The organism is Psychrobacillus sp. NPDC093200, assembly GCF_050280345.1.
Classification (GTDB): domain Bacteria; phylum Bacillota; class Bacilli; order Bacillales_A; family Planococcaceae; genus Psychrobacillus; species Psychrobacillus faecigallinarum.
On sequence record NZ_JBNNVC010000006.1, the window covers coordinates 36576 to 48397 of the forward strand.

Annotated in this window: 14 protein-coding genes; 6 read left to right on the plus strand and 8 right to left on the minus strand. The window is 37.6% G+C overall.

The features are described 5' to 3' along the window. Both ACQKNZ_RS18020 and ACQKNZ_RS18025 read right to left on the minus strand, forming a co-directional pair. On the minus strand, positions 1–984 hold the full coding sequence (locus ACQKNZ_RS18020; protein WP_427661017.1) for an ornithine cyclodeaminase family protein: 984 nt from the start codon (positions 982–984) through the stop codon (positions 1–3). A 72-nt stretch (positions 985–1056) separates the two neighbouring features. Further along, positions 1057–2397 carry an MFS transporter gene (locus ACQKNZ_RS18025; protein ID WP_154309993.1) on the minus strand — a complete coding sequence of 447 codons (1341 nt, stop codon included), beginning with the start codon at positions 2395–2397 and terminating at the stop codon, positions 1057–1059. A 162-nt stretch (positions 2398–2559) separates the two neighbouring features. On the opposite strand from ACQKNZ_RS18025, the gene ACQKNZ_RS18030 reads away from it, so the two are divergent. The 3 genes from ACQKNZ_RS18030 to ACQKNZ_RS18040 all read left to right on the plus strand — a co-directional run bounded on the left by ACQKNZ_RS18030 (position 2560) and on the right by ACQKNZ_RS18040 (position 4396). Beyond that, complete coding sequence (locus ACQKNZ_RS18030) at positions 2560–3072, plus strand: helix-turn-helix domain-containing protein (RefSeq protein WP_144541270.1); 513 nt, start codon at positions 2560–2562, stop codon at positions 3070–3072. A gap of 228 nt (positions 3073–3300) precedes the next feature. Then, positions 3301–3690, plus strand: a complete 390-nt coding sequence (locus tag ACQKNZ_RS18035) for a hypothetical protein (RefSeq protein WP_144541272.1) — start codon at positions 3301–3303, stop codon at positions 3688–3690. Between the two features lie 409 nt (positions 3691–4099). After that, positions 4100–4396 (plus strand): phospholipase, encoded by a 297-nt coding sequence (locus ACQKNZ_RS18040; protein WP_229654012.1) that lies wholly within the window; start codon positions 4100–4102, stop codon positions 4394–4396. A gap of 68 nt (positions 4397–4464) precedes the next feature. On the opposite strand, the gene ACQKNZ_RS18045 is transcribed toward ACQKNZ_RS18040, so the two are convergent. Continuing rightward, positions 4465–5139 carry a DUF4097 family beta strand repeat-containing protein gene (locus ACQKNZ_RS18045; RefSeq protein ID WP_427661020.1) on the minus strand — a complete coding sequence of 225 codons (675 nt, stop codon included), beginning with the start codon at positions 5137–5139 and terminating at the stop codon, positions 4465–4467. A gap of 137 nt (positions 5140–5276) precedes the next feature. Between ACQKNZ_RS18045 and ACQKNZ_RS18050 the strand changes: the two genes are divergently transcribed. The 3 genes from ACQKNZ_RS18050 to ACQKNZ_RS18060 are packed head-to-tail and all read left to right on the plus strand — an operon-like array spanning position 5277 to position 6834. Further along, on the plus strand, positions 5277–5423 hold the full coding sequence (locus ACQKNZ_RS18050) for a hypothetical protein (RefSeq protein ID WP_186318264.1): 147 nt from the start codon (positions 5277–5279) through the stop codon (positions 5421–5423). 1 nt (position 5424) lies between these two features. Then, positions 5425–6168: a MerR family transcriptional regulator gene (locus ACQKNZ_RS18055; RefSeq protein WP_427661022.1), complete on the plus strand. Its 744-nt coding sequence runs from the start codon at positions 5425–5427 to the stop codon at positions 6166–6168. 9 nt (positions 6169–6177) lie between these two features. Next, positions 6178–6834 (plus strand): GAP family protein, encoded by a 657-nt coding sequence (locus ACQKNZ_RS18060; protein ID WP_151112816.1) that lies wholly within the window; start codon positions 6178–6180, stop codon positions 6832–6834. 181 nt (positions 6835–7015) lie between these two features. Here the strand turns inward: ACQKNZ_RS18060 and ACQKNZ_RS18065 are convergent, their stop codons facing one another. Genes ACQKNZ_RS18065 through ACQKNZ_RS18085 form a run of 5 tightly spaced genes read right to left on the minus strand, consistent with a single transcriptional unit; the run spans position 7016 to position 11634 of the window. Further along, positions 7016–7792, minus strand: a complete 777-nt coding sequence (locus ACQKNZ_RS18065) for an alpha/beta hydrolase (protein WP_427661025.1) — start codon at positions 7790–7792, stop codon at positions 7016–7018. 3 nt (positions 7793–7795) lie between these two features. Continuing rightward, positions 7796–8593, minus strand: coding sequence for an ABC transporter ATP-binding protein (locus ACQKNZ_RS18070; RefSeq protein ID WP_154309991.1), 798 nt, complete (start codon positions 8591–8593; stop codon positions 7796–7798). 10 nt (positions 8594–8603) lie between these two features. Beyond that, positions 8604–9635, minus strand: coding sequence for a FecCD family ABC transporter permease (locus tag ACQKNZ_RS18075; protein ID WP_427661027.1), 1032 nt, complete (start codon positions 9633–9635; stop codon positions 8604–8606). Continuing rightward, a complete protein-coding gene (locus ACQKNZ_RS18080; RefSeq protein ID WP_144541284.1) occupies positions 9628–10635 on the minus strand; it encodes a FecCD family ABC transporter permease in 1008 nt (335 codons plus the stop codon). The genes ACQKNZ_RS18075 and ACQKNZ_RS18080 overlap by 8 nt, the downstream gene beginning before the upstream one ends. Before the next feature lie 18 nt (positions 10636–10653). Then, positions 10654–11634: an ABC transporter substrate-binding protein gene (locus ACQKNZ_RS18085; protein WP_427661030.1), complete on the minus strand. Its 981-nt coding sequence runs from the start codon at positions 11632–11634 to the stop codon at positions 10654–10656. Positions 11635–11822: the final 188 nt, after the last annotated feature.

Genomic DNA, 11822 nt, shown 5'->3' on the forward strand with positions numbered 1-11822 from the left:
TCATACATCTATTTCCGTTCCGATTTTCTGCGCCTTCGCTTTTACATAGACACCTTTTGCCACAGCTAAGTCATAATATGCTGCACCAACTGATTTGAATAAAGTTATTTCCTGTTCCTGCTCTCGGCCATTCAATTCCCCCGTCACAAGCTTACCAATTTCTCCATGAACTTCTTCGAATGACCATTTACCAATCTTATCTGCATACATAAGTTCCCCTGCTTCATCCTTAACGCCAGCAATATCATCTACTACTATTTTGGATGACTTGGTTATGGTCGCTACATCCATCTCAAGCATATGAGGTAAATACGAGCCAACTCCATTTATATGAGTACCTGGCTTTAAATCATTCCCATTGAAAACCGGCTCATTAGATCTCGTTGCACAACAGACAATGTCTGCCTGACTAACTGCAGCAGATACATCCACAAACACCTCATATGGAATGTTGACTCCAAAGTCTGCTAGCTTTTGACCAAACCTTTCTGCTTTTGAGGAAGTTCTATTGACGAGAATAATACGCTCGATGCTACGAACAGCAAGTACTGCAAGCACTTGTTCAAAGGCCATTGCTCCTGTCCCAATTACTGTTAATACCTTTGAATCCTTTTTAGAGAGGTAATCTGTGGCAATACCACTAAGTGCTCCAGTTCTTAGCCTTGTTAAATAGGAGGCGTTTAGCATTGCCAAGTGTTCTCCATTTTTTGCATCTGAAAGTAAAACAACCCCCTGTGTAGTGGGCTTTCCTTGTAATGGATTATTCGGGAAGATAGTGACTATCTTCACTGCTGTAACCTCCCCAACTAAATCGGCGCTTGGCATATATAAAGCTGAAGCTTCGTGTTGTGGAAATTCAATTACTGTTCTATGTGGATTTGCTATTTTATTTGCTGCCTTTGCTTTTAGGACATCTTTGACATCCCTTATCGCATCTTGCATTTTATATGTATGCATTATTTCTTTTTCATTTATCACTAACATTGTAAGGACCTCCTTCAAAATAAAAACTCGTCTTGCCACCTTAGCGTAAGACGAGCTTTATGTTCATGCGAATTACACTTTACTTAATTCTTTTTTAGCTGTCTTTGTTACTGGTGTATCAGCTTGTATTGCCGTCACATCATCTAAATTCTGCTGGCTTCTATCCTTAACTGCCCAAATTGCTAATAAAGAAATAACAGCCGTGAAGATAATATAGAATGCTACTGGGACATAGGAACCGTCAAATTGAAGCATGAGACTTGTCGCTACTAACGGTGCTGTACCCCCTGCTAAAGCCGCCCCAATTTGATAACCTAATGTGATTCCCGTGTAACGTACTTTTGCATCAAAGATTTCCGAGAACATCGTCCCGAGCACCGCAGTAATTGGCGCCCAGATGATTCCAAGTCCAACTACTGTAGCCACAACCAATAACACAAGCGATTGCTGCTGAAGCATCCAGAAATAAGGGAAAGCAAACACAATCATCCCAATTGTTCCTGCTACATAAATCTTCTTACGACCAATTTTATCTGAGAGACTTCCCATTATCGGTATAAGGATAGTGGTGATTATTGTGGCAACCATTACAGTATTTAATACCGCAGTTCGAGAGAAGCCAAGTTCAGCAGTAGCATAAGAAACAACAAAAGTTCCAAAAATATAGAATGGTGCTGTTTCAACTACCTTGGCTCCTACAGCTATAATAACCTCTTTCCAATGATATTTTAGCGTATCTGCAATCGGTAGTTTTGGAATCTCTCCAGACTTTTGTACCCTTTTAAACGAAGGTGTTTCTTCAATTCCTTTACGAATCCATAATCCAAAAATAACTAACAAAGCGCTCATGATAAACGGAACTCGCCAACCCCAAGTCATAAAGGAACCTTCTGGAAGTAGAGTCATAATAGATAATGCAACTGTACCCATTACCATACCGATTGTTACTCCCATTTGTGGGATTGCTCCGTATAAACCACGTTTTTCTTTTGGTGCATATTCAACTGCTAGTAGAAGTGCACCACCCCACTCTCCTCCAATACCTAAACCTTGGATTAATCGTAGCGTAATTAAAAGAATTGGAGCCCATACTCCGATTGCCTGATACGTTGGTAATAATCCCATACCAAACGTTGCAACTCCCATTAAACTCAGTGTAATAACTAAGGTTTTCTTTCTACCAATCCGATCACCAATATGACTGAATATGATTCCCCCGAATGGACGGATAAAAAATGCTAAAGCAAATGATGCATATGAGAGCAATAACCCTACAGTTGGTTCCTCTGTTACGAAAAATAGCTGATTAAAAACAAGGGCAGCCACTGTCCCATATAGAAAGTAATCAAACCATTCAATTGAACTTCCTACTAAGCTAGCAATCCAGACCTTTCTCATTTGTTTTGGATCCATTTACATCTCCCTTTCTAAAATTGAAGTGATACTTTAATTTCTCCCTCAGTTTCATTTTAATAGTTTTAAATTTTCTGTCAATAAAAATTTAATATAGCTACCGTTGAGGCATTTCCATTTAATAGGTATGATGGTTAATAGAGAAAAAAAGGAGAGATACATATGTCTTCTAATTCAATAGGAACCATTTTAAAAGATTTAAGAAAAGAACGTAAGCTCACCTTAAAAGAACTCGCAGAACTAACAGAGGTTTCGATTAGCTTCCTCTCTCAAGTGGAAAGAGGAAAATCTAGTGTAACTTTAGAATCCCTAAAAAAAATAGCAGATGCGCTAAAAGTCAATCCAACCGTTTTCTTTTCAGATGTCTCATCCAACGATCAATTAGCTGAAATAAGACAGCAGTTTTATTACAAGGATTTATCTAATGGTTTACAGGATGCTTCATACACCCCTATATTAGTGACTCTTCAACCAGGGGAAGACAAAGGAAAGGCCTTTTCACATAGTGGTCACGAGTTTCTTTTTGTTGTGGAAGGAACATTAACTGTAGTAGTAGATGGCAAGGAAGAAGAATTGAAGGAACAGGGCTCCACGATGTTTGACGCAAATCTATTACATTATTGGTACAACCTCACGGACAAGCCGGTTCGATTCTTAGTAGTTTCTTCTAGATAGGGAAAAATAATAAGTTCAACTGTAGGAAAAAAGTTTGAATTGAAATCTTTTCGAAAGAAATAATTATTATCTTAATTAAAATATTAATAGCTTAAAACCAAGCAAATGCTATAAACTTCTCTCTTACTCTAATTAAATATCCCATTTTCCATTATTTGGATTATTAAAGTTTCTATGAATTAATAGTAAATTAAATGGGAAGGGATTTTATGATAAGGGGGAAAGACAATGGATCAAATATTTTCAGAGCAAGTGAAGGAATTAGAAGTAACTGTTTCAATCACTGAGGAGTATATCGAAAATATAATGAATGCTGTGCTAGAAGGGGGCCAATGGGTTATACATAAAGAGGAACAGGCACAGTGGGTGGAAAAGCCTGCTGGGGTATATCAAGATGAATGGGCAGCCCGTCTTTTACTCACTGGAGAAACACTGAAACTAATAGACAAAAGAAATGAGAATACTATATTTCTCATGACTTTAGATGACTTGTATAACGGCATATCATTAATTTTCAAGAATGGACACCATAACGGCTTTTCAAATACAGTAACTAAAACTGAAGCAGACGCAATTATTCAATATTCGTTATTTAAAAAACTTCCATATTTAACTTAATACTATTAATCGATACAGCAGCCTTTCTTAGGGCTGCTTTTTTTAAACAGATAACATCGCAATAACTTATTGAAAATATTTAATGTCTCCCTCGAGGTCAAATGGAAAAAAGCTCAGGTGGCTGGAGAGCTGCCTCCTCACTTTCCTCCATTTGCTTGTCGGGGCAGACATAGGTGCGTGCGCTTTTCTATTTGTCTAGCTCCCACACCTTGCCCCTCGAGGTCAAATGAAGAAAAGCTCCGGCGGCTGAAGAGCTGCCTCCTCGCTTTCCTCCATTTGCTTGTCGGGGCAGACATAGGTGCGTGCGCTTTTCTTAGAACATAAATAAACTTTGGACAGCTAGGTGCTTGTATTTGTTCGTATATAAAAATGAGAATACCTTAACTAATAAAGGGAAGGGGGTGTTAGTTTGCGACAAAGAAGAAAAAGAAAACGCGGCTTTTGCGTTCCTGGCTATAATTGGTGTGGCCCTGGGTGCAGCGGACCTGGAGCACCAGTAAACGAAGTAGATGCTACATGTATGATGCACGACTTTTGCTACGAAAGTGGGCGAAGTCAATGTGAATGTGATCGCGAATTTATAGAAAGACTCCGCCCACTTGTTAATCGTCATACCGAATCGGGGAGGCATGCCCGTTTAATGCACAATTATATGCGCTTCCAAAGCAACTTTACCTGTAAACCCCCTCGAAATAGATTATTTTAAAATTACAGATGTTTAAACTACCACCAACTTAAGGCGGTAGTTTTTTATGGCAATTACACTATCCTTTTTTACTCTAGCCGTATATTTCCTGAGGAAGTTTTCAATTCTATAAGATATTTTCCACTTCCTAATACTCCTTTTGTTTCTTGTTTCTCTTTTTCTTTCACAACAAACATTTTGCTTGTGTTCCTATTACCACTATTAGATTGAAGAAACCAAGCTACATCAGGATTGGCATCGTCCAACTTAATGTCTATATTACCGCTTGTCGCTTTTACAAAGAGATTGCTTTGAAAATCTTGAAAATCCAGATTAACACCTCCACTGCTCCCATTCACCTCTAAATGATCGGCGGATAAGGATAAGTTCTCCCCTCTCAATTTTCCTGAAGACCCTTTAAATATAATGTCCCCTTTATATTCTGAAGGGATTTTTACATGAAGCTTAGGCATTTTATTTATTTTTAATAGACGAGTAATATCACTACGTACACTTATCATAAGCTTTTCTTCCTTCTCCTCCAAACGGATACCCGGTCCATTGTCTTTCAGCAATAGCATCACTTCTATAAAATCTGTTTCAACTGATTCCAATGTAATATCTGTGCTTCCATAATCAATTTCAATACTCCTTATATTGTCCAGTTCTCTACTTTCGTAGTCCTCCGTTCCCTCTTCTTTAAAACAAGCAATCAAAATAAGAAGCACTAAGATAATAATTCCTGTTAATACTAACTTTTTCATCTATTACCCTCCAATCTATTTAGAATCACCTTACAAGATGACGTTGGGTCATTTACAACTATTTAAATTTTCACTCAAAACACTTGAAACTGACGCAACGTCATTTTATATAATTAAGGAGAATTGGAGGAGATTTGATGAAACAAGGGGATATCATCCTTTACGGTTGCGTTATTATAGGTGCAGGAGTTGGTTTAGTTTTCGATGCTGCGTTTCCAGGGGTATTGATAGGCTTGGGAGTAGGCTATGTTATACAATACTTAACCAAAGGGGAGGATGGATAAATTGCTTCATATCAACAAGGTCGCTGAACTCACTGGTACTACCGTAAGAACATTACGCTATTACGATAAAATTAATCTGCTAAGCCCCGCTTCTAAGACGGAGGGCGGTCATCGTTTATATAACGAGGAAAAACTACAAAAGCTATTACAAATTCAATTTCTTAAAAAAGCAGGTTTTTCACTAGAGGAAATTAAACAAATGCTCTACTCCAACACATGGAGCTGGTCCACTAGTTTAAAAGAACAGCTGAATTATGTCATAAATGAACAAGAAAAATTAAAAACAATTGAGCTTTCCTTAAGAGAATTAATAAATTCATATGAAATGGAAAGAGAAGATAACGCAGTTGTTTTGCAAAAGCTAATGCACCTAGCAGCAACAGACAAAGAAAGCAAAAGAATGTTTCGAGAATCTACGTTTTCTAAAACAGATTTAAAGCAATGGGATCAACTCCCCCATATGTCAAGTAATGAAGAAGCATCTCTTGAATGGATTAGCTTGATTGGATTATTAAAGGATTCTATGTCAGAGGAACCCCATTCTCCTACCGTCCAACATATTATTTTACAAATGGAAGAAAAACGAATACAAGAATATGGTCAACAGAACGATTTTCTCGATAAACTTTGGGAGATTAGAAAGTCAGAAAAAGAATCTGAAAAGCTAGGGCTCTATCCCCTTGACCAAGATTTACTTGAATTTCTGGAGAGTGCCTACGCTATCTACCTAGCCAAGAAGGAATGAGGGGATGTTATGAATATGGAAATTCTTCTAACGATTATGGGATTGGCAGTATTGGACACGCTTAGCCCTACTATAATTGGCGTAACTCTCTATTTATTAGTGATGGAAAAGAAAAGGCTTATTAGACTTCTATCTGTATATCTAATTACAATAGCTATTTTATATTTCTTTTTAGGTTTCTCTCTTATGTTTGGTATAACTTTATCCTTTGATTTTTACAAGGAGCTTTTTAAGCATCAGATTCTTAGCTGGGCAATATTTTTAATAGGAATGATTATGTTTATCGTAAGCTTTTATATGCCAAAGAAAAAAGCCGCCATTCCTTCGGTTCCGAGCAAAAAAAACACTTTCACCATGTTTTTGCTTGGTTTTACCACTTTCTTAATTGAAGGGGGAACAGCGTTTCCTTATTTTGCTGCCATCGGCTTGATGAGTACGTCTAATCTAACATTACTGGAGTGGACATCTATTCTCGGGATCTACAATACAATTATGGTCTTGCCATCCATTATATTGATGGTTATGTATACACTATTTGGTCGTTGGCTACATCAGCCTTTTCGAAAATTAAACGATAGGCTATCTAAAAGTAAAGATTCTGCTCTTTCTTGGGTTATGTGTATTGTAGGGATAGTCTTGATATTTGCTAGCTTAGACTATCTTTAACAATAAAAGATCTCATAGCTAGCAAGCTGTGAGATCTTTGCAAATTAATTTACTTCTTTAGGTCCGGTCCAGTACATTTCTCTCCTGTAGCGTTTTTGGAAGTGCCTCTACAAAATCTATTGCTTTTGGAGCTTTAAAATGAGCCATGTTTGAACGACAATATTCACATCCACAACCTAGTTTAATTTAAATATCGGAATGCCCTGCTTAAAACAGATGGTACCACTGATGCATGGTTTTCATCCTGTGCAATAAATATTTCTGTTTTTACACTGTCTTTTAAAGCTGTGTACAAATGATTTGCGTCTTCTACCATAAAGCCTTCTTTGCTACCGGCTGATATAAACAATTTTTTATAATGAAGATTTTTTGGGAAACGGACAAAATTCTCTGCTTCCTTATATAGCTCATATTCATTCCACCAGGCTGAAGGGCTTATGGAAAGATAACATGAAAAAAGATTAGGTTGCTTAAACAAAGACCAAATGACAAAAAGGCCACTTAAGGAGTGACCAAAAAGAGCCTGCTTCTGTAGGTTAACCTGATACCTTTTCTGCACTCTTGGCATTAGCTCCTTCTCTAAAAAAGCAAGGAACTTCTCTGCTCCCCCATGTTTTCCTATATCCTTCCCATTTAATCTCTTTGGATAGATATAGCCTTCTGCCTCTGGTGTAAAGTCTAGAAACCTTCTTTTGCGCGCTACATCTTCTTTTCCAGAATGTCCAATTCCAACTACGATAGAAGGTACTATAAGAGTTTTTGGTGCGTTCTGTGATTGTAGCTTCACCACATCCCTTGCAAGCTGAAAATACCAATTTCCATCTAGTACATAATAGATTGGAAAGCCCTCCTTAGGAGGTTCACTCGTTGGGATAGATACCTTTATGTCATACAGATAATTCGTATGCTCGGAATCTATTTGCCAATGCTCTGTACCCTCTAGTAACACCTTATCCATCTATTACACCTCCTCTAACGTTTCGTATCCATAGCATACAGGTGAAGCTGTATCCTCATCGAACATAATCTTCGCGTCTATTTGGAAAACCTTTTTCATAACTTCCTTTGTTATAATTTCCTTTGGTGTTCCAGTCTCTATGATTTCTCCGTTTCTCATAGCTATGAGCTCATGAGAAAAGCGAGCAGCATGATTTATATCGTGTAATACCATCACTATGGTACATTGGTGCTTCTTATTGAGCTCTTCCACAATCTTAAGCATTTCTAGCTGATGCGCCATATCTAAGTATGTCGTTGGCTCATCTAACAATAATATTTCAGTTTCCTGTGCGAGCGCCATTGCTAGCCAAACCTTTTGGCGTTGTCCTCCGGATAGTTGGTCGATTTCTCTTGAGCGAAATTCGATTGTCTTTGTGACCTTCATTGCCCATTCAATAATCTCTATATCTTTTTTTGAAAGAGTTCCAATATTTTTTCTATGTGGAAAGCGCCCATAAGAGATTAACTCCTCTACTTTCAATTGAGCTGGGGCTACAGGACTCTGCGAAAGTAACGCTAGACGTTTGGCAATATCTTTCGTTGACAGTGACTTCATATCTAGCTCTTGTAAATAAACCCTACCACTCTTTTGATGAAGAATACGCCCAATCGTTTTTAACAACGTCGATTTTCCACATCCATTTGGCCCAATAATTGTAGTTATTTTCCCCTTTTGAATGGACGTATTTAAATTTGTGAAAACAGTTTGCTTTTCATAGCCTGAACTAAGCTGTTCCACTCGTAATATACTTTCTATCATAGGTATCCTCCTATGCTCTTGTTTTGACTAATAAATATAAAAAGTACGGAATTCCAATAATTGAAACGATAATTCCTACCGGTAGCTCTGATGGCTCGAATACGGTCTTAGCAATATAGTCAGAGAAGACCAATAAAAACATACCTACTGCAGCACTCATCGGCACTACATATCGATGCTTAATGCCTACCAACCTTTTAGCAATATGAGGAGCCATTAAGCCAATGAAGCCAATTCCACCTGATACTGATACACATGCACTAACTAGTCCTATGCTACTTAGCAGTAGGATAGATTTTTCTTTTTCCACAGATATTCCAAGACTCTTTACACTTGCGTCCTCTAGCTGAAGATAATCCAGCAAATGACTTTTGCGATAAATTGCATAGCCAAGAATAACAACCCAAGGCAAAACTGATAAAACAAAAGACCAATTTGCATTATATATACTGCCAGAGATCCAGACAGCAGCCATTTCATAGTCGCTCGCATTCATCTTGAGCGATATATATAAGGATACCGCACCAAAACCGCTACTTATCGCAATACCAGTTAGGATTAGTCTTTGCATATCCAGCACGCCATTTCTCCAGGAGAACATATATATAATAGCTGCAGCAAGTGCTCCTCCCACGAAGCCAAATAGTGGCATGATAAACACAGAATACCAGCTATCGATACTAATATTGGTAGCAGTCATTTGAAAGAAAAACATGAATATAACAATGGAAGCTCCTGCTCCCGCATTAATCCCTAATATGCCGGGATCAGCTAAACCATTTCTTGTCACTCCTTGAATAACAGTTCCTGCAATTCCTAGGCCAATTCCTACTAATGCAGCAATTACAATTCTTGGTAATCTAAACTCAAATATAACCAAATCTTGTTTTTCATTTGGATCTATTCGTAGAAAGGTTTTGATGATATCCATGACGGTTATATCAAAGGCGCCGTTAGTAATATGAAAATAAAAGGCGATAATAGTTAGACCAATAAAGATAGACAGCATTGTAATAAATCGTATGAAAGGACCTTTATGCACGCTGTGCTCCCCCTCTCGTCCGGATTAGGTAAAGGAAGAAGGGTACACCAATAATTGCGGTCACTACACCGACTGGCGTCTCAAACGGGAAGTTTATAAAGCGACTTAGCACATCACACAAAGCTAAAAAGACCGCTCCAATAGCCGCGGAGCATGGTATTAGGAATCGGTAGTCTACTCCAACTAGAAAGCGTGTAATATGTGGAATAATTAAACCAACAAATCCTATTTTACCAACTAAGGCAACCGCAGTTCCTGTTAAACAGACTACTGCTAGAATACTGATGATTTTCACCCATTTTGTCCGTTGCCCCAAACCTACTGCAATCTCATCACCTAATGAGGCAATTGTAATCGACTTGGCAACACCTAATGCTAAAAAGAGGCCAACCAAACCAAAAGGAATAGACAATAATAGCATGTCAGGATTTACTGTATGTAATTTTGCGTTATACCAAACGCTGACACTTTGCGACACTTGAAAGTACATTGCAATAGCCGAAGCTAAGCTACTCAGAAATGTTCCAATGACTGTACCGATAATAGCCAATCTTACCGGAGATAAACCACCCTTTATCAAGGAACCAAAACCAAAGACGAGACCTGCTCCAATTGCAGATCCAATCATTGATAGAATAATCATTTGATAATTAGGAAGCCCCGGAAAAAAGACCATAGCTATTGTAATAACAAACGCTGAGCCATCATTTACTCCCATAATCGAAGGAGATGCCAAATAGTTTTGGGTAATACCTTGCATAACCGCTCCAGCAACAGCTAGAAAAGCTCCAACCAATAAAGCAGCGATTACGCGTGGTAACCGCGATGTCATAATAATGTTATGGTCCACATTATTTTCATCGAATTGCGTAATCGCCTGCCAAACTGTTAGTAGACTAATATCTTTAGCTCCATATAATATAGATAAAACTATTGCTAGCGCGATGAACAGAGGAGAAACTATTAAAATAATGGAAGCTAACGTATTTTTGTTTTTCATTATTCATCGCACCTAACTTTACTTCGATAAATTTTCAATCGCTGCGTCTAAGAATTTTACTTTAGACCAAGCCGTACCACCTTGCGCTAATGGATCAATTGCGTTTACAAATACATGATCATTTTTAGCAGCTTCTATGCTACCAAAAATCGGATTTTCTAAAAGCTCATCTAAGGCTGCTGCATTATCAGTATTTTCACTTGCTTCAAATTGAAGGAATATATAGTCTGGATTTGCATCTGCTAAAGCCTCTAGAGATAATTCTGCTTGAGCCTCTGCTTTTGTAACTACTTCTGGAACTTTCAGCCCCAAATCCTCATAGATAACAGGGTTTAAGTAAATAGATTCAGGATAAGCATTGATGCTTCCTTTACGTATACGTAATACGAGTACTTCCTTATCCTTTAATGATTCTCCTAATTCTACCTTAGCCTTCTCAGCCTTTTCTTCATAGTCAGTAATTATTTTTTCTGTTTCTGATTCTTTGTTTGTTAATTGACCCAGTAACGTCAAGTTTTCTTTCCAATTCGTTGCAACATGAGAGTAAGGAATCATTGTTTGAATTTTATTTAATGCAGTTACAACCTCTTCACCGTGCTTAGATGAGCCTAAAATCACATCTGGATTTAACGCTAGGATAGCCTCATTATTAGGAGCAAATTTATCTCCAACGAGTTCCGCTCCCTCTAATTCATCCGAAAGGTATGTAGGAATAGCATTTGCTATTGCAAGAACGCCTACTGGCTTAACTCCTAAGATTGCTGAATCCTCCATAGATTCTAGACTAGCTGCCACAATATTATTTACTTTTGCGGGTACCACGTAGTCTTCGCCTAAATATGTAAGTGTTTGTTCTGTAGCTGCTTCTTCAGTCGAATTTTCTTTAGCTTCTACCTCTACCTTCTCAGTGGAATTTCCCTCTTTATCTCCACAAGCAGCTAAGCTTAACGCTAGCATTGCTGTTGCACCCATCATCCAATACTTTTTAGTTTTCATCATGTTTCAACTCCCTATTTTAATTTTTCTAATTGATAACGATTATCATTTTCATAATATCTCAAAAATAAATTTATTACAATAGCATTTTTAAAATATATAATAATAAATTATTGTATAAATCTGATGTAATTATCGGTTTGTAGATTTTAAAAGTGGGAATATTATATGTAAAATAGAAGTTTAATAGG